20 protein-coding genes and 2 pseudogenes are annotated in these 16,884 nt (G+C 69.7%); 6 read left to right on the forward strand and 16 right to left on the reverse strand.

The annotated features are described in order from the left end of the window. Positions 1 to 32: 32 nt before the first annotated feature. The 4 genes and pseudogenes from ACF08M_RS10305 to ACF08M_RS10320 all read right to left on the reverse strand — a co-directional run bounded on the left by ACF08M_RS10305 (position 33) and on the right by ACF08M_RS10320 (position 3,572). Complete coding sequence (locus ACF08M_RS10305; RefSeq protein WP_392184777.1) at positions 33 to 143, reverse strand: DUF4259 domain-containing protein; 111 nt, start codon at positions 141 to 143, stop codon at positions 33 to 35. 70 nt (positions 144 to 213) lie between these two features. Beyond that, positions 214 to 747, reverse strand: coding sequence for a hypothetical protein (locus ACF08M_RS10310; protein WP_392184778.1), 534 nt, complete (start codon positions 745 to 747; stop codon positions 214 to 216). Between the two features lie 91 nt (positions 748 to 838). Next, positions 839 to 2,311, reverse strand: a pseudogene (locus ACF08M_RS10315) (alpha/beta hydrolase); the annotation flags it as partial. A 34-nt stretch (positions 2,312 to 2,345) separates the two neighbouring features. Beyond that, positions 2,346 to 3,572 (reverse strand): RNA-guided endonuclease InsQ/TnpB family protein, encoded by a 1,227-nt coding sequence (locus tag ACF08M_RS10320; protein WP_392184779.1) that lies wholly within the window; start codon positions 3,570 to 3,572, stop codon positions 2,346 to 2,348. A gap of 28 nt (positions 3,573 to 3,600) precedes the next feature. Between ACF08M_RS10320 and ACF08M_RS10325 the strand changes: the two genes are divergently transcribed. Continuing rightward, entirely contained in the window at positions 3,601 to 3,759 is a 159-nt protein-coding gene (locus ACF08M_RS10325; protein ID WP_392184780.1) for an Arc family DNA-binding protein, read from the forward strand. Between the two features lie 79 nt (positions 3,760 to 3,838). On the opposite strand, the pseudogene ACF08M_RS10330 reads toward ACF08M_RS10325, so the two are convergent. The 3 genes and pseudogenes from ACF08M_RS10330 to ACF08M_RS10340 form a co-directional block, all read right to left on the reverse strand. Continuing rightward, positions 3,839 to 4,030: pseudogene (locus ACF08M_RS10330) on the reverse strand (GNAT family N-acetyltransferase); the annotation flags it as partial. A 37-nt stretch (positions 4,031 to 4,067) separates the two neighbouring features. Next, positions 4,068 to 4,895, reverse strand: coding sequence for an ABC transporter permease (locus ACF08M_RS10335; RefSeq protein WP_392184781.1), 828 nt, complete (start codon positions 4,893 to 4,895; stop codon positions 4,068 to 4,070). Next, complete coding sequence (locus ACF08M_RS10340; protein WP_392184782.1) at positions 4,892 to 5,908, reverse strand: ATP-binding cassette domain-containing protein; 1,017 nt, start codon at positions 5,906 to 5,908, stop codon at positions 4,892 to 4,894. The genes ACF08M_RS10335 and ACF08M_RS10340 overlap by 4 nt, the downstream gene beginning before the upstream one ends. A gap of 94 nt (positions 5,909 to 6,002) precedes the next feature. On the opposite strand from ACF08M_RS10340, the gene ACF08M_RS10345 reads away from it, so the two are divergent. Next, the gene (locus tag ACF08M_RS10345; RefSeq protein WP_392184783.1) at positions 6,003 to 6,809 is read left to right on the forward strand and encodes a TetR/AcrR family transcriptional regulator; all 807 of its coding nucleotides are present in this window, start codon (positions 6,003 to 6,005) and stop codon (positions 6,807 to 6,809) included. An 83-nt stretch (positions 6,810 to 6,892) separates the two neighbouring features. On the opposite strand, the gene ACF08M_RS10350 is transcribed toward ACF08M_RS10345, so the two are convergent. Then, positions 6,893 to 7,885, reverse strand: coding sequence for a WD40 repeat domain-containing protein (locus ACF08M_RS10350; RefSeq protein ID WP_392184784.1), 993 nt, complete (start codon positions 7,883 to 7,885; stop codon positions 6,893 to 6,895). Positions 7,886 to 7,943: 58 nt separating this feature from the next. Between ACF08M_RS10350 and ACF08M_RS10355 the strand changes: the two genes are divergently transcribed. Further along, positions 7,944 to 8,630, forward strand: a complete 687-nt coding sequence (locus ACF08M_RS10355; protein WP_392184785.1) for a GDSL-type esterase/lipase family protein — start codon at positions 7,944 to 7,946, stop codon at positions 8,628 to 8,630. A 136-nt stretch (positions 8,631 to 8,766) separates the two neighbouring features. On the opposite strand, the gene ACF08M_RS10360 is transcribed toward ACF08M_RS10355, so the two are convergent. Both ACF08M_RS10360 and ACF08M_RS10365 read right to left on the reverse strand, forming a co-directional pair. Beyond that, positions 8,767 to 9,393, reverse strand: coding sequence for a helix-turn-helix domain-containing protein (locus ACF08M_RS10360; RefSeq protein WP_392184786.1), 627 nt, complete (start codon positions 9,391 to 9,393; stop codon positions 8,767 to 8,769). A gap of 48 nt (positions 9,394 to 9,441) precedes the next feature. Continuing rightward, the gene (locus ACF08M_RS10365; protein WP_392184787.1) at positions 9,442 to 10,080 is read right to left on the reverse strand and encodes a TetR/AcrR family transcriptional regulator; all 639 of its coding nucleotides are present in this window, start codon (positions 10,078 to 10,080) and stop codon (positions 9,442 to 9,444) included. Positions 10,081 to 10,503: 423 nt separating this feature from the next. Between ACF08M_RS10365 and ACF08M_RS10370 the strand changes: the two genes are divergently transcribed. Further along, positions 10,504 to 11,313, forward strand: a complete 810-nt coding sequence (locus tag ACF08M_RS10370) for a class I SAM-dependent methyltransferase (protein WP_392184788.1) — start codon at positions 10,504 to 10,506, stop codon at positions 11,311 to 11,313. A gap of 34 nt (positions 11,314 to 11,347) precedes the next feature. Here ACF08M_RS10370 and ACF08M_RS10375 read toward each other — a convergent pair whose 3' ends face one another. The 3 genes from ACF08M_RS10375 to ACF08M_RS10385 form a co-directional block, all read right to left on the reverse strand. Further along, positions 11,348 to 12,007 (reverse strand): hypothetical protein, encoded by a 660-nt coding sequence (locus tag ACF08M_RS10375; RefSeq protein WP_392184789.1) that lies wholly within the window; start codon positions 12,005 to 12,007, stop codon positions 11,348 to 11,350. 181 nt (positions 12,008 to 12,188) lie between these two features. Further along, positions 12,189 to 12,770, reverse strand: a complete 582-nt coding sequence (locus tag ACF08M_RS10380; protein ID WP_392184790.1) for a cysteine hydrolase family protein — start codon at positions 12,768 to 12,770, stop codon at positions 12,189 to 12,191. Positions 12,771 to 12,898: 128 nt separating this feature from the next. Further along, positions 12,899 to 13,318, reverse strand: a complete 420-nt coding sequence (locus tag ACF08M_RS10385; protein WP_392184791.1) for a hypothetical protein — start codon at positions 13,316 to 13,318, stop codon at positions 12,899 to 12,901. 129 nt (positions 13,319 to 13,447) lie between these two features. Here ACF08M_RS10385 and ACF08M_RS10390 point away from each other — a divergent pair, with 129 nt between their 5' ends. Then, positions 13,448 to 14,212 carry a helix-turn-helix transcriptional regulator gene (locus ACF08M_RS10390; RefSeq protein ID WP_392184792.1) on the forward strand — a complete coding sequence of 255 codons (765 nt, stop codon included), beginning with the start codon at positions 13,448 to 13,450 and terminating at the stop codon, positions 14,210 to 14,212. Next, positions 14,209 to 14,448 carry a DUF397 domain-containing protein gene (locus tag ACF08M_RS10395; protein WP_392184793.1) on the forward strand — a complete coding sequence of 80 codons (240 nt, stop codon included), beginning with the start codon at positions 14,209 to 14,211 and terminating at the stop codon, positions 14,446 to 14,448. The genes ACF08M_RS10390 and ACF08M_RS10395 overlap by 4 nt, the downstream gene beginning before the upstream one ends. 38 nt (positions 14,449 to 14,486) lie before the next feature. Here the strand turns inward: ACF08M_RS10395 and ACF08M_RS10400 are convergent, their stop codons facing one another. Genes ACF08M_RS10400 through ACF08M_RS10410 form a run of 3 tightly spaced genes read right to left on the reverse strand, consistent with a single transcriptional unit; the run spans position 14,487 to position 16,685 of the window. Continuing rightward, positions 14,487 to 15,350, reverse strand: a complete 864-nt coding sequence (locus ACF08M_RS10400) for an ABC transporter permease (protein WP_392184794.1) — start codon at positions 15,348 to 15,350, stop codon at positions 14,487 to 14,489. Continuing rightward, positions 15,310 to 16,206, reverse strand: coding sequence for an ABC transporter ATP-binding protein (locus ACF08M_RS10405; protein ID WP_392184821.1), 897 nt, complete (start codon positions 16,204 to 16,206; stop codon positions 15,310 to 15,312). The genes ACF08M_RS10400 and ACF08M_RS10405 overlap by 41 nt, the downstream gene beginning before the upstream one ends. Before the next feature lie 5 nt (positions 16,207 to 16,211). Beyond that, complete coding sequence (locus tag ACF08M_RS10410; RefSeq protein WP_392184795.1) at positions 16,212 to 16,685, reverse strand: MarR family winged helix-turn-helix transcriptional regulator; 474 nt, start codon at positions 16,683 to 16,685, stop codon at positions 16,212 to 16,214. Positions 16,686 to 16,884 lie beyond the last annotated feature (199 nt).

A 16,884-nucleotide genomic window follows, 5' to 3' on the forward strand; every position in this document is an offset into this window, starting at 1 on the left:
GGCCGCCGCCACCAGGACCTCCCGGAGCCGGGTCACCCGCTCCGCCACTCCTCTTCCCCCGCGTCGTCCCACAGCTCGCGCAACTCGGAGGATTCGCCCATCACCCGGTCGAGCGCCCGCACCGCGAGGGGGCTCAGGTCCATCGAGCGAAACGGGTGGCGCGGGCGACGGACCGAGCCATCCCACGTCCACGCGTCACGCAAGCAGCAACCTTCAGAACCGCTCGACCTTCTCGCCGTCCGGCACCTGATAGCAGCCGGAGACGACCATCAGGCTCAGCTTCGGCGGGTTGTTCTTGGGCATCTGAACGATCTTGACGCTGTACTTCTTCTTGTCGTTGTCGGCCGTGAGGTTGATGTTCTTGTTCTTGCTTGTGTCCGGCCCGTAATCGACGACCTTCCAGCCGTGCTTGGGCAGCTCCGTCTTGAGCTGCTCCATCGCCTCGTCAAGGTCGCTCGCTGATGCCGGGTAGAAGCTCCATGGGTGGAAGATCTGGAAGTACTTCTCCCGGTCCTTGCCCGAGCACTCCGTGACTCCCGGACGGCTGTCGGACGCCTTCCCCTTGATGCCGATCAGATCGTAGAGTCCGCTGGAAACCTCCTCCATCTTGTCGGCGGCGGCGAGCGAGGTGCTGATGCCCGCGAGCGGGATGTCGTCGGAGTTGTTGGTGTCGGTCATGCTGCATCCAGTGAGGGTCGCGAGGGCGAGGGACAGGAGGAGCGCCGGGGCGCTCAGTTTGCTCTTCAAGTCGAGGGGCCTCGATGGGTCGGACCGGGACACAGGCCGGTCATGTCGTCGGGTACTTCGAGGGTCGGTCGTCGGACAGGCACCGACACCCCTACTTCACATGCGCCCAGTGGTCCGGCGGCGGCTTCAACTTCACTGAGTCACTATGGCCTGCCACAACCTGGCCCTGGTTCCACAGGCTGTCGGTTTTCTCTTTCCAGTAGTCGCTGTGGCCCTCGGTGTCCGTGGTCATCTGGTTGGCGCCGAAGCGTTCGTCGCTGGGGATGGTCCAGGGGCCGTCCCAGTCGGTTCCGCCATGCCCGAAGCGACCGATGTCCGGGACGGGATCCCCGTCGGCCTCCTGGTTCCAGACATGTCCCTTGGGCACGTCCAGTTGCTCGGCCTTGGGTACCTGAACACCGGGGCTGCCCGCAAGGATCACGTCGTCCGCGTTCAGGTCGCCCTGCCGGGCCGCGGAACCGATGAGGGTCGTGCCGTACGAGTGGCCGATCGCGGTGCGGTGCGGGTCCGAGTCGCCGGTGTGCGAAGCGTCGAGGCCGTCCATGAACCGGTTGAAGGCCGGGGCGCCATCGTTCGCGTAGTGGCTGAACGGCGAGTCCTTGACGATGTTCTGCGGGGCGTCGTACCCGAGCCAGGTGATCGTGGAGACCGACTTGCCGTCGGCCGCGTCGTTGGCCACATGCCAGACATTGACCATGCGGTCGATGTCCCCGTCAATGCCGCCCAGGTTCGACGTCGTACCCGGCACATACACCGCCTGATGATCAGCCGTGTCCGGATTCCCGTTGGCGACGATCGCCCGCCCATTGCCCTCGGGACTGAATCCCAGCAGATACGCCTCCGGCAGGCCCTTGACGCCTGTCGCGTCGAAACGGTCCTGGATGCTCTGCATACCCTTGAGGGACTTGTTGAGCTGCTCGTACCGGTCTCCGTACTTGTTGTGCCACGCCATCCATTCGTCGGTGTGCACCTTGGACGGGTAGTTACCTGCGGTGATCCACGTCCACTCGTTGGCCGGCGGCTTCGGGATGGAGTCCAGCTCTATCCGTAGCTCGCCCCGCTTCTCCTCGAGAACGACGCGATTCGCCTCGTCACGAACCGTGGAAGGCAGCCCGTCGAGCGCCCCCACGGCGTCGGGCCGGAGGGAGAGCCACGCCGCCTGTTCCTCCGAGCTGAGCCCGTTCCACCACGATGCGTTGTCCTTCGGACTGCCGTCCTTCGGGGGTTCCGGCAGGGAGTCGAGATAGCTCTTGCCCGCCTCGCGGACCCCGCCCATGTCCGACTGCGCGTCGGCCCAGTCCCGCTTGGAGACCGTCAGGTCGTCGTCGGCCTTCAGCGCGCGCAGCTTCGGCGCCCACTTCGCGTCCACATCCGTGGCTTCCTTCAACGCATCGGCGATCCGGTTCGCATACCCCACCGCCCTGCCGTAGTTCGGGTTCGGGTGGATGTTCGCTGCCTGGCGCTCCAGGGCATCGGACGTCGGGCCGCCCCCAGCGCTCCCGGTCACCGACCCGCTGTCAGCGATCTTCTCGTCGCCGGGCTTCTTGCCTGCCGGATAATTGACATCCTCCCCGCTCTGAAGGGCGGGGATTCCTGGCTCAGGCTGCCTGTGGGAGCGGCGCTCCCGGAGGTCTTACGCCCTCAACGCCAGCCGGGATGAGACCAGCCCGGATCAGCATCACGCGCGCGGAATTCTTGTCCCTGGGGGACACAGTTCCGCATGCTGTGCAGGTGTAGGTACGTTCCGAAAGAGGCAGTGCGTGCTTGGTTCTCGCTCCGCACGACGCGCAGTCCATGGTGGTGTGCGCGGGGTTGACGAGGCGGACGTCCCGCCCGTGCTTGCGGCCCATCTCGATCAGGGCCGTCTTCGTGGCGCCGATCGCGGCGTCTGCCGCTTTGCGGGCCATGGTGGTCTTCGCGAGGAACTTCGGCTTGAAGTCCTCGACAGCGATCACATCATGGTCGCGGACCACGCGCTTGGCCCACTTGCGGGCCGTGTCCTGCCGCTGCCGCGCCACCTTCTTGTGCAACTTCGCTGTCTGCTGCTGCGCCTTGCGGTAGCCCTTGGACGCGGCCTGCCCCTTCGCGGGGCGTCGGCGGGCCATCATCCGCTGGTAGTGGGCGAGCTTCTGCGCCGCGTTCTTCCCATGCCGGGCGTGCGGGAGGTCGTGTGCGTCGCTCGTGGTGGTGGCGGTTTCCTTGACGCCCCAGTCGATGCCGAGCACGGCGCCTGTCTCCGGGAGCGGCTGGGTCTCGGCGGCGACGACGAACGACGCGTACCAGTGGCCGACACTGTTCCGGTACACGCGCACCGAGGAGGGTGCGGACGGAAGTTCGCGGGACCACACCACTGTCAGGACGATGCCGCCCGCGAGGTGCAGGCGGCCATCCTTCAGGCGGAAGCCACGGGTGGTGTAGTTCAGTGTGGGCAGCGCCTCGCGCTTCTTCTTCACCCTCGGCATGCCCGCGCGCTGCCGGAACGGCAGTCGCTTCTCGATGTCCTTCAGCGCCTTCGTCCGGGACTTGGCGAAGTCCCGGATGGTCTGCTGCTGCGGAACCGAGGCGCCGTCCCGCAGCCAGAACATCGCGGCGCGTGCTTCGGTCAGCATCTTGTCGAGCTGGGCAGGGCCACACGTCAGCTTGTCGTCAGGGTGCACGCGGTTGTGGGCGTGGATCTGGCGGGACTTGGCAACGCACTCGTTCCAGACCCACCGGCATCGGCCCCACTCGGCTTCCAGCGCGGTGTGGGCGGTGGACGACACGCGAAGCCGGTAGGTGTACCGGGCATGCCCAGCACCCTCCGAAGTCTTCTGTAGTGTCTCCATGACACCACTCTACCACTACGCTTGAGGCATGGATGAGACAGCACGGATCACACTCCGACTCCCAAAAGACCTGCACGAACGCCTGGTTGAAGAGGCCCGCTCAGGTCGGCGGTCCCTCAATTCTGAGATCGTCCACCTGCTTGAGGTCGCCCTCAGCCCGGCGGACGGAGACGACCAATCGCCCTGACGGCGATTGCTCTATCCAGTGCCCCGCTACGCGGGAGCTTCGATTCCTCCCCGGCCTGAAGGCCGGGGCTTCCTCGAAGGGGACAAGGTGAACCGGCGGTCTGGCGTCCGTAACGGGCCCTCAGCTCGTCGGCGGACTCCGGGGCGCCTCCGGTGTACGTGTGCAGGGCCGGATCGCCGAGCACCACCGCCATCTCGTCCGCGTGCGCGATCCGCAGCGGCAGCGCGTCGAGCCGCTCGGTGGCAAAGGCCCGGGGCCCGTGGTTCGTCATAGGTGCCCGACCCTACGCACGCCGCCCCGCCCCCGGTTCAGCGGCTCAGTCGCTGGAACCGCCGCACCGCCAGCGGCAGGAACACCGCGGTCAGTACCAGTGGCCACACCACCGCCATCAGCAAGGCGTGTTCCTCCACCCAGGTGCCGCCGCCCGCCACCGGGTTGCCGAAGAGTTCGCGGGTTGCCGTGACGGTCGACGAGATCGGGTTCCAGGCGGCCGCGGTACCGAGCCAGCCCGGCATCAGGGAGGGCGCGACCAGGGCGCTGGAGATCATCGTGGCCGGGAACGCGATGGCGTACAGACCGCCCGCCGACTCCGCGTTCGGGACCAGGAGCCCCAGCCAGACGCCGACCCAGATCAGGCTGAACCGGAGCAGCAGAAGCAGTCCGAACGCGCCGACGGCGGCAGTCGGGCCGCCGTCCGCGCGCCAGCCGATCGCGAGGGCCGTCGCCGCGAGGATCGTCAGCTCGGCGCCGGCGACCAGCAGATCGGCGAGGCCGCGTCCGGCGGAGACCGCGGACGGTGCCATCGGCATGGAGCGGAACCGGTCGACGACGCCCTTGCCGACGTCGGTCACCATGGCCATGGCGGTGTTCATGAAACCCATGGCCATGGTTGTGGCGAACATGCCCGGCATCAGGAACTCCCGGTAGTCGCCGCCTCCGGGCACCTTCATGGCACTGCCGAAGACGTACCCGTACAGCAGCACGGAGAGGATCGGGAAGCCCAACTGCCAGATGATGGCCGTCGGCTGGCGCTGGTAGTGGGTGAGGCTGCGCCGGGTGACGTTCCAGCTGTCGACGAGCGCCCAGGGGAGCCGGCCGTGTGCGGGGACGGTCGCGTGCGGTTCGACGGCGGTCATGCCATCGCCTCCTCTTCGGGCGTCTGCGTACGGTGTCCGGTCAGGCCGAGGAACACGTCGTCGAGGCTCGGCCTGCGCAGTCCGATGTCCTCGACCTCGATGCGTTCGTCCTGGAGGGTGCGCGCGACCTCGGTGAGCGCGGCGACCCGGTCGGCGACCTGGGCGTGGACGCGGCGGGCCGCCTCGTCGGAGACGACCGGACCGGCGCCCGCGACCCGTTCCACGGCCTTGACGACCGCGGGCAGGTCGGCGGTCTCGCCCGCGACGACCTCGATCCGGTCTCTCCCCACCCGGTTCTTCAGCCCGTCCGGGGTGTCGTCGGCGATGGCCCGGCCCCGGTCGATGACGGTGATGTGCGAGGCGAGCCGGTCGGCCTCCTCCAGGTACTGGGTGGTGAGCAGCACCGTCGTACCGCCCGCCACCAACTCCCTCACGCTGTCCCACACTTCGCCCCGCCCACGCGGATCGAGCCCGGTCGTCGGCTCGTCCAGGAACAGCACCCGGGGTGCGAGGATCATCGAGGCCGCCAGGTCGAGGCGGCGCCGCATGCCGCCGCTGTATCCCTTGACCCCCTTGTCGGCGGCGTCGCGCAGATCGAACTGTTCCAGCAGTTCCGCGGCCCGCCGACGGGCCCGCGCGCCGCCCAGATGGAAGAGGCGCCCGAACATCTCCAGGTTCTGCCGCCCGGTCAGGATCTCGTCGACGGCTGCGTACTGCCCGGCGAGCCCGATCCTCGCGCGCACACGACGGGGTTCGCGCGCCACGTCCAGCCCGGCGACCTCGGCCCGGCCGCCGTCGAACCGCAGCAGCGTCGACAGGGCGCGTACGGCAGTGCTCTTGCCGGCCCCGTTGGGGCCGAGCAGCCCGTGCACGGTGCCCGGCCGGACGGCCAGATCGAACCCGTCGAGAGCCCTCCTCCCCCCGCCGCCCTTCCCGCCGCGCTTCTCTCCGCGCCGCTCTCCGTACTGCTTCACAATCCCTTCGGCACGTACGGCATATCCGCTCGCATCCATGGCAGAGCCCCCTTCACCCGCACTAATTGAGTACGCTGTACCCAAAAGAGAGTACACCGTACCCAATTCTTGTCCACAGGCTTACGCTGAGCCCATGACGAAGAGCGGTTCAGCGAGTGGGGCGGACGGAACGACGGCCGGCAGCGGCGATATCGCACGCAGCCTGGAACTTCTCTGGGGCACCGGCGACCGCCCCAGCCGCGGCCCCAGACCGGCCCTCACACTCGGCCGGATCGTCACCACCGCCGTGGCGATCGCCGACGCGGAGGGCCTGGCCGCGCTCTCGATGCGCCGGCTCTCCACCGATCTGGGCACCGGCACGATGTCGCTCTACCGGTACGTCCCCGGCAAGGCCGAGCTGCTCGACCTGATGCTCGACCACGTCCTGGGCGAGCTCCCTGCCGATGCCCCTGCCGATGCCCCGGCGGACGGACCGGCGGACGGACCGGCGGACTGGCGCGCCGCCCTCGACACCATGGCCCGCACCTACCTGGAGCAGCTGAGCCGCCACCCCTGGCTGCTCAAGATCAACCAGGCGCGTACGGTTCTCGGCCCCAGCGCGCTCCGGGGTCTCGAACTGGCCCTCGCCGGTATCAGGGGCATGGGTCTGACCGACCCGGAGCTGATCTCGACGATCATCACGGTGAACAGCTTCGTGGAGGGCATCGCCCGCACCAGGCTCCAGGCCACCGAGGCCGTGCAGCAAACCGGGCTGAGCGATGACGCCTTCTGGGATGACCAGCGCCCCTACCTGGAGCGGGCCATGAGCAGCGGCGACTACCCGCTGATGGCGGCGCTCTCCGAGGACGCGTTCAGCTACGACAACGACCACTTCGCGTTCGGCCTGCAACGGCTGCTCGACGGCTTCGAAGTGCTCGTCGAGCGGCGCGCCGGGGCGTGAAGCGGGGCGCGCGCCGCGCACCTGCGGAGGCCGGGCAACGGGGTCAAAGCCTGTCGGGTGACCTCTGATCGGGCGACAGGCTCTCAGCCGCGCTTGCGGCGCCGGTTCATCAGGACGAGTGCGCCCACGGCGACGAGCACCAGTGCTCCGACCAGAGTGCTGCCCTTCGTCTCGTTGCCGCTCCCGTCACCGGCGGAGGACGACGCACCGCCGCTGTCCTTCGACGGTGACCTGCCGTCACCACCGCCGCTGCCACGGTCGATGTCCACCCGCACCACGTCGCTCCGCTCCCCCTCCGTGCCGAACATCAGCGCCGAGCCGTCCGCCGTGTACGTCACCGACTCGGCCTGCCGCTGGAACGGTGCGCTGACCGCGTGGTCGGCGCCGAGCCTGCCGTTCTCGAAGACGTAGCCGCGGGCGCTGAAGTACGAGCGCAGCACCAGTTCCCTGCCGTCCGGCGAGAACGCCCCGTCCGTCACCCACGGCACCTCCCCCACCTTCCGGAAGACGTTGGTGGTGCCGGTGGAGAGCTTGGCGGGTCCCTCGTACAGTCCGCCGCCGTCCTCGTTCTTCGACGCGATGTAGACGCGCCCGGTCGTGGGGTGGACCATCAGCGCCTCGGCGTTGCGCGGGCCGTCCGCGTACTTCACGTCGAACTGGGTGGCGTCGACCGTCGCGTCCCGCAGCTGCTTCGGCTCCGGGAAGCGGTAGATCCAGACGTGGTCCCAGCTGCCGTTCCGGTTGTCGCCGATGTCACCGACGTACAGATTGCCGTCCGGCCCGAGCGAGATGGCCTCCACATCGCGCGGCCGGCCCACCCCTCGCATGGTGATCGTCGCGACGGTCTTCCCGGTGCGGGAGTCGACGGCGTAGACGTACGGTCCGTCGTCGCTGTCGTTGTGCGTCCAGTAGACGCCGGGGTGGACGCGGCTGGCGGCGAGGCCGCTGGACTCGGTGATCCGGGGGTCCTCGATCGTGAAGCTCCGATCGGCTCCGTCCCCGGCCGCCACGACGGGAGCCGCCCCGGCGACGAGGAGCAGCGCGGCGGCTCCGGACACAGTCAGGTACGAACGCATGACACAAGTGTCCATCGTCACGTCGCAGGCCGGAGGAGTGATCCGCGATGATGACGCCATGCGTTTCATGTTTGTCGGCGATTCCATGACAATCGGCCGCGCCGGCGACTTCACCTGGCGCTACCGGATGTGGCAGCACCTCGCTTCCGCCCCCGGCACCCCGTTCTCGATCGTCGGCCCGCGCAGCGAGCTGTACGACACCGGGGCGGACACCCCCGTCTCGCACGCGTACGGCGCACCGGACTTCCCCGCCGACGCCCGCGCCCATCTGGCCGGCTGGGGCGAGGGCTGGCTGCACATGGCCCCGTTGATCGCCGGCACGGTCGCCGAGCACCGCACGGACATCCTGCTCGTCTCACTCGGCCTGATAGACCTCGGGTTCTACACGGACAGTGGCCAGACCGCCCGGAACGCGAGGGCTTTCATCACGGCGGCCCGCACCGCGAACCCGCACGTCAAGATGGTGCTCCTGCCGGTGATACCGAACATACGGGCCGAGTCGGACGCCCCGTTCGCCGCCGAGTGCGACCGCTTCAACGAACTCCTGGCGAAGGCCGTCGCCGACCTCGACGCCCCGATGTCCCCGATCCTGCTGGCCTCCCGCCCGCCGGGATACGACATCCACCGGGACACGTACGACGGGACGCACCCCGGCCCCACCGGCGAACACAAGCTGGCGGCCGCGTTCGCCGACGCGATGCACCAGGCGTGGGGCCTGGGCGGCCCGTACACGCCCCGTCCGTAGTCGGCAGCGAGAGGCCGAGGAGACCGCCGGGGACCACCTGCGTCCGCCGCCCCCGGACCGGACCGGACTGCCGACGGACGGCGTCCCTGAAAACCCGCCCCTCCCACCGGCCCCCGGCCCGCCCGGCCCCGGCGTCTCACCGCCCCGAGGGCCGGGCCCGCACATGCATCCGCTCCCCCTGCGACCCGAACAGGCTGAGGAATTCGACCGGACCGGGCCCGGCGCTGGCCCACGCATGCGGCGTACGCGTGTCGAACTCGGCGACCTCACCGGCCGCGAGCACCAGATCGTGCTCGCCCAGCACCAGCCGCAGCCGCCCCGCCAGTACGTACACCCACTCGTACCCCTCGTGCACCCGCTGCTCCAGCGGACCCGTCGCCCCGCACCCACCGGGCAGGATCTGCTTGTACGCATGCAGCCCGCCGAGGTGCCGGGTCAGCGGCACGAAGGTCATGCCGTCCCGGCTGAAAGGGCGGAAGTGGATGCGCGGGTCGCCGGTGGCCGGGGCACCGACGAGTTCGTCCAGCTGCACCCCGTACGCCTTGGCCAGCGGCAGCAGCAGTTCGAGCGTGGGCTTGCGGCCGCCCGACTCCAGGCGCGAAAGGGTGCTGAGGGAGATCCCGGTCGTCTCGCTGAGCTGCGCCAGCGTCGTACCGCGTTCCTGGCGCAGGGCGCGCAGCCGTGGCCCGACGCCCGTCAGGACGGCCGAGATCTCGTCGTCCGTACCTGCCCCGGGCTCTCCGCGCTCTCCGTCTTCGTCCATCTCGCCATTATTCGCCGTCCCGGGTTGCCGTCCCGGCAACGGGGCGCGTCAGGACGGCAGGATCATGGCCAGCGAGAGCCGGGTGAGCTCATCGGTCAGCCACTCGGCGTCGACCTGCCGGGGCCGTCGGCCGTGGTGGGCCATCAGTTCGTCCACCGAGTGGTTCAGCACCGCGACGGTCACGGCGTGGTCGCTGGGCACCGCCTCGCCCCGTCGCACCGCGCGCTCGGCCTCGGAGGTCAGGAACTCGATCCACATCGCCCGCCAGGTCGCGAGGTGGTTGTCCACCTCGTGGCTCACCCCCAGCACCTCGACGAACGCCACCCTGGCCGCGCACCGGTCCACGGTGACGGCCTGCACGTAGGCGTCGAAGAGCAGCCGGACCCGTTCCGACGTGGGGCAGTCCTCCATCCCCTCGGCCATCAGGGCGTTCTCGGCGGCGCGCAGCCCATGGGTCGCCACCTCGTCGTAGATCGCCATCAGGAGCACCTCGCGCGAGACGAACTCCTGCTGGAAGACGTGGACGGGCACCTTCGCGTGCTCGCACAGGTCCTCGACGCTCGTCTGCGCGTACCCGTACGCGGCGAACAACTGGTTTCCGGCGCGCAGGAGTCGGTCCCGCGCCCCCGGCCCGTCCAGGGCCTGCCCCACCGCCCCGTTCCGCTGGTTCGCCACGACACCCACCATCGCTCCTCCTTAGTCGTCCGTACCGCCGCCACCCACTCTCCACGCTCGGCCCCGCCGGTGGGGCATCCGCCACGCACTCGACCACGCGTAGGAAGGCACCTTGGTCAAGTCCGAATGCGGCTCGAACCGTTGCTGCTACGGTGTGACTTTCTCGGCCCCGGACCGGTGCACGCGGAGAAGCGCGAGGAACCACGGGGAACCACGGAAAAACAGACCTCGGCGGCCCCGGATCCAGCCCCTTCGCACCGTTCTCCGGGCGCGCCCGCCCCCGGGCAACCCGTGCACGAGGAAGGGATGTCACCCGGTCGGCACGGGTCCCTCAGGCGCTCGCCCACGGCCTTCGGCGTTCTCCGTCGACGGGTGCCGAACCGCGGTGCGGCGCCGAGCGGATCTACGATCTCCCCTCCGGGAAAGGGGGTCCGCGTGGACCGCGACATACGCACGGTGGACGATGTACTCAGGCTCCTCGACAGCCTGTTCGCACGGGAGGCCGACCGGTGGACGGCCGACGGGGCACCCTGGTGGGATGCCTTCTACGCGGACCGGACGAAGCCGGTTCCGTTCTTCGCGGCGAAGCCCGACGAGAGTCTCGTCTCGTACCTGGACCGCGGCCTGATCGCCCCGGGCCGTGCCCTGGACCTGGGCTGCGGCCCGGGCCGCAACGCCCTCCACCTCGCCTCCCTGGGCTTCGAGGTCGACGCGGTGGACCTGTCCCCGGCGGCCATCGCCTGGGCCGAGGACCGCGCGCGGGAGACGGGGGCCGACGTGCGGTTCCACCGCGGTGACGTCTTCGCCCTCGCGGGGACGGAGCTGACCGGCCCGTACGACCTGATCCACGACTCCGGCTGCTTCCACCACCTGCCGCCACACCGTCGCATCAGCTACCTCGGGCTTCTCGACAACACCCTCGCCCCCGGTGGCCACTTCGCCCTCACCTGCTTCGCGGCCGGCGAGGCGGGCATGGGCTCCGAACTCCCCGACGCCTCCTTCTACGAACAGGCCGGCGGCCTCCACGGCGGCCTGGCCTACACACCGAAGTCGTTGCGCCGGATCTTCTCCGGTCTGACGGAAATCGAGCTGCGCCGCATGCGCGACGAGCCGTCCGGCTCCCCGCTCTTCGGCGAACCCTTCCTCTGGACGGCCCTGTTCCGGAAGGCGGCGGCCAAGGCCGACGAGCACCGTGGCCGGGAAGTGGCATCACCGGACGCCGCAGAGACGCCGGACGGCCGGTGACGCCGGGGCGTCACCGGCCGTGGCGCTGATCCTGTCAGGCCTTCTTGGTGCAGATCGTGTTGTACGGTCTGCCCGGACTCGGGAACAGGTCCATCGGGTTGTCCGTCCCGGCCGGACATTCCTTGGCCGTCTTCGTCAGGCCGAGCACCTTGCTCACCCCACTGCCCTTGCTGCCGCAGGCGACCTCCTTGGCCTGGTCGTCCACGCAGTCGCCCGTCACCAGCTGGCCGCCGCCCGCGCCCGCGTCACCGGGGTGGTCGCCGGAGAGGTTGCGGCCGCAGATGGTCTTGCTGGGGATGCCCGCGCTCGCGTCGCTGTTGCCGATCGAGACCTTCACCGAGATGATCGCGTCCGTCCCGGCCGGGCACTGGATGGAGTCGGAGAACAGGGCACCGTCCTTGATCACCAAAGCCTTGATCGTGGCCTTGGAATCGCCGCAGTCCATGGCCTGGTAGCCGTCCTTCGACGTGCTGTGGTCGGGCCCGGCGCAGTCGCCGACCTTCCAGTCCTTGGCCTCGTGGCTCCCTTCGTCGGCCTTCGGGCCGCAGGCCGTCACGGCCCCCAGGACGAGTACGAGCCCGAGCACCGCCTTCGAGCAGTCCAAGAGAGCCGTACGAGAACCGCGCCGCGTCGGGGAAACCGTGCCGCCGCCTCGGCTGCCGCCCTGGAATCGCGTGCTGCCGTTGACGCTCAATGCTGCTCCTTGAGTAAGTGAATGAGGTGGATGGGGTGGATGGGGTGTCGCCCGCATGGTGGCGCGCGCGTGAGGACGACCGGAACAAGCGCCGCGGTTCCCCGGACGGGCCGACCGGTTCATGACAGGTCGGCGCACGCACGAGCGGCGAACTCCCGTCGCCCGTAGGCGCTTTGGCGCTTCAGCGCAGCCGGGGCGGCGCCGCGAACGCGACGTCCGCGGCCTGCGCGACGACCTCCAGCTCGCTGCCGAGCGCCCATTCGGCGACCCGTGAGACCGCGGCGGCCGGGACCACGTCACTGATACCGGGTGCGGCCGGGATGTCGTGCGTCGCGTGGGCGTCGTGCGGCATGACGACCCGGTAGCCCAGCGCCAGCGCCGTGCGGGCGGTCGCCTGGACGCACATCTCGGACATCACGCCGCAGACGGCGAGCGCCCGCACCCCGGAACCGGTCAACAGGCCACCCAGCGACGTCCGGTGGAAACCGTCGTCCACCGTCTTGCGGATCACGACCTCCGTGGGACCGGCCTCGACCGGGTGGTGGAGCGCCCAGCCGGGCGTATGCGCCTCGTCGCCCGCCCCGGGCGCCCCGTCGTTCTGGATGTGCACGACGAGCGCCCCGTCCTTCCGCGCCCGTGAGATCAGGTCCGCCGTCCGGTCCACGAGCCGGTCCGCGTCGGGCACCGCCCGGTCACCGGAGACGGCACCGGCCTGGACATCCACGACGAGCAGGGCTTCCACGGGCAGGGCGCGACTGGTCATCCCGTCATCATGTCGGCCCGCACCGGGTGCTTCCACAGGGTTTTTCCACCAGGGCGGCCACGCGTTCCCGCCAGGGGATGCGGGAGAGCTGTTCCGCGTACGAAACTGCCCGGACGGCCCTCCCCTCGCTACCCTTCCGTGGCCGTCACCTCCAGAACCAGTTCGTGCAGCAGACCACCGTCCACGAACGGCACCTCGGCCGTGGGCAGTGAGCGCCAGTCGAGCGGCCAAGTCAGCCCGTTCAGCGCCGGCACGCCGACGAACGCCGCGCCCTGTCCGTAGCCCCCCATCAGCTGCGCCCCCGACGGCCACCGGTGCGCGCGGGCGCTTTGCGGCGCCAACAGGAAGTACATGCTGCGCTCCCCGACCCCCGACCGCACGATCGGGCCCGCCTGGAAGTCGGTGAACTGCATGATCTCGTACGCGACTTGCTCGCCGAGCACGCCGCTGATCCGCACCGCGTCGAAGTGAACGCCGACGTGCCGCAGGGCATGCCCGGAGGAGGGCACCCACGAGGGCGCCGGAGTGAGTGAACTTTTCCGTTCCATACGGAAAGCGTCCCCGCCGACACCTAGTGTGACCAGGGACACAGGATGTCCGTGCAGGGTTGTGTACGCAGGGGAGGGGTTGTGCGCTCAAGTGGTCGTGGCAGCAGCAACGTCGAAATGTTCGGCAGGATGCTGCGTTTCTTCCGCGAACGGGCCGGGCTCTCGCAGGAGGCCCTCGGCTCGAAGATCGGCTATTCCAAGTCTCAGGTGGCGATGGTCGAACGGGGGCAGAGGCCGCCCAAGGACGAGTTCATCGAGGAGGCGGACTGCGCTCTGGGTGCACAGGGTGCACTGAAGGCGGCGGGCGAGGAGGTGGCGTTCGGCTATCTCGCGTCCTGGTTCGAGCCGTTCGCCGAGGAAGAGCTCACCGCATCCGCCCGGCACGAGTACGAGACTCACGTCGCGCCCGGGATGTTGCAGACGGAGGAGTACACGCGCGCCGTCATGGGCAGCGGCTACCCACCCGTCGACGACGATGAGGTCGAGGGGCGGGTAGCGGCCCGCCTGGCGCGCCAGAAGCTCCTGTCCCGAAAGCCCGTGCCGGACATCGGCTTCGTCCTGGAACTCTCCGCTCTCACCCGCCCCATCGGGGGTCGTCGGGTGCACAAGGAGCAGCTCGACCACATTCTGGAGGTCGGGGCGCTGCGCCATGTACAGGTGCAGGTGATGTCACCACGTCGGCAGACTCATGCCGGTCTCAATGGTCCGTTCGTTCTGCTGGAGACCAAGGCACGGCGCCAACTCGCCTACCTCGAAGTCCAGGGCCACAACTTCCTCGTCAGCGAGCAACCGGCGCTGGGCAATCTGTTCGGGCAATATGGCATTCTGCGGGCGCAGGCCCTCAGCCCCGAAGAGTCCAGAGATGTGATCCAGGAAGTAGCGGAGAAACTATGAACACAGCTCTCCATTGGTTCAAGTCCAGCTACAGCGGCAGCGACAGCGGCAATTGCGTCGAGATCGCCGTCGCCTGGGCCAAGTCCAGCTACAGCGGTCCCGAAAGCGGCAACTGCGTGGAAGTCGCGGCCTGCCCCCACACCGTCCACGTCCGCGACTCCAAGGACCTGGCCGTCCCCGCCCTCGCTCTCTCCCCCGCCGCCTGGGCGGACTTCCTCCCGTACGCCGCGCGGTAGGGCGGCCGCGACGCCCCGGCCGGCCCGCTCCTGACCGCTCAACGGGCGAGGCGCCCCAGCAGGGAACCGGCGGCGACGATGCCGGCCAGCGCCGCGACGGCGAGGACCGCGAAGTCGAGGGGCAGATGGGCGGGGGTGCCGATGAGGAGGCCGCGCAGGGCGTCGACCTGGTAGCTCAGCGGGTTGACCCTGCTGACGGCCTGGAGCCAGCCGGGCATCAGGGCGACCGGGTAGAGCGCGTTGGAGGCGAAGAAGAGCGGCATGGTGATGGCCTGGCCGATGCCCATCAGCCGGTCGCGGGTGAGGACGATCCCGGCGATCGTCATCGACAGACAGGAGAAGAACACCGAGGCGAACACGACCACCACCACGACGCCGAGCAGCCGCAGCGGATTCCACGTCATGCCCACGCCCAGCAGGGCGGCGATCAGCACCACGACCGCGGCCTGGATCACTGCCTTCACCCCGGCGGCGAAGGCCTTGCCCGTCACCAGGGCGGTACGGGGCGTGGGGGTGACCATGAGTTTGGTGAGGACACCGGAGTCCCGCTCCCAGATGATCATGATGCCGTAGAAGATCGCGATGAACATGGCGGACTGGGCGATGATGCCGGGCGCGAGGAAGTCGAGGTACGGGACGCCCCCGGTGGGAATGGCGTGGAGGCGGGAGAAGGTCTCGCCGAAGATCAGCAGCCAGAGGGCGGGCTGGACGGCGCGGGTGTAGATCTCGGTGCGGTCGTGGAGCAGCTTCTGGAGTTCGACCGCGCACATCGCGGCCACTCTCGCCGGTACGACGCGCCAGCCGGTGCGGGGCGGTGGCGGAGACAGCAGCAGCGCGAAGCGCCGGTCGGGCGGGCCGGACTCAGCGAAGACGGGATGCGGTGCGACGGGTACGGCGGACATCTCGGAACGCTCCCTTCCCTTCGTCGGAACCGGACCCGGAACCCGGGCCGGAGCCGGGGTCGTCCAGCCCCCTTCCGGAGTGGTGGCGGAAGACGTCCTCCAGGGAGGGCGGCGGTAGGCCCCTCTCGCCCGACTCCCGGCGGTGGGCGATGAGTTCGGCCTTCAGCTCGGCGGGGGTGCCGAGCGCGCGGAGCCTGCCGAGGTGCATCAGCGCGAGCCGGTCGCAGCGCTGGTCGGCCTCGTCCATGGAGTGCGTCGTGACCAGCACGGTCATGCCGGTGCCGGCCCGTATCTCGTTGATGCGGTCCCAGACGCCGTCCCGCGCGATCGGGTCGAGGCCGATGGTCGGCTCGTCCAGGATCATCAGCCGGGGCGCGCTGACCAGGGCCTGCGCGAGTTCGAGGCGGCGGACCATGCCGCCGGAGTACGTGACGGCGAGCCGGTGCGCGACCTCGCCGAGCCCGACCGCGTCCAGTGCCTGGGAGACCCGCGCGGCGCGCTGGCGGCGCGGCACGTCGAAGACGCGGGCGAAGAGCTGGACGTTCTCCCGGCCGGTCAGGTTCGCGTCGGCCGACAGCTGCTGCGGCACGTAGCCGAGCAGGCGCCGTACCGCCATCTTCTGCCGGGCCGCGTCGTGGCCGAACACCTCGATGACGCCGGGCGGCACGGGCAGGAGTGTGGTGATCGCGCGCAGGGTGGTGGTCTTGCCCGCGCCGTTGGGCCCCAGGAGACCGAACACCTCCCCCGGGCCGACCAGCAGGTCCAGGCCGTCGACGGCCTTCGTGTCGCCGAAGCTGTAGCTCAGGCCGGCGCAGTTGAGGGCGGGGACAGTCGGTGCGGTCACGCGGTCGGTCAGTGCGGTCACGTGGTCTCATCCCCTTCGCGCAGCGAGTCGGCTTCACGCAGCGAGTCGGCGAATCTGCGCAGGGCCGGGAGCGCCGCGTCGAGTGCCGCCCGGTCGTCGGCGCCGAGTCCGGCCAGGTGTTCGCGGAAGAGCGCCTCGCGACGGGTGTGCCAGTCGCGCAGCCTCCCGGCCCCGGCCGGGGTCGGGTACAGCAGCGCGGCACGCCCGTCCCCGGGGTCCTTCTCGCGTCGCAGCAGCCCTTCCGCGACGAGATGGTTGACCAGGGTGCTGACCGAGTTGGCCGCGAGGCAGAGGTCGTGCGCGGCGGCCGAGACCCGGATGCCGGGCTCGGCGGCGACGAGCCGGAGCAGTTCGGCGTGCGCGCCCCGCAGCCGCGGGCCGCTCAGTTCGCTCCACAGCCTTCGCCGGGCGAGCCGCTGGATTCGGGGCAGAAGTCCGGCGAGCTCATCGGAGAGACCAGCCGCCGCCATAGGCCCATTTTAGCTCTGTTTGCGAGGTATTGCGCATGCGCAATGTCAGGAAGGCGCAGGGGGCGAGGGGCGCGGTGTGCATGCGGAGTGCCAGGAAGGCGCAGGGGGGGTGCCTCTATGTCGTTCGTCAATCCCGCGCTGTCGGTTTTGGGGGTGTGGGTCCCGTTCATGGGGCGAGGGTGACGGTGGGTGTTCGGGA

Origin of the sequence: Streptomyces sp. NPDC015032 (assembly GCF_043080425.1) — a bacterium.
Lineage (GTDB): Bacteria > Actinomycetota > Actinomycetes > Streptomycetales > Streptomycetaceae > Streptomyces.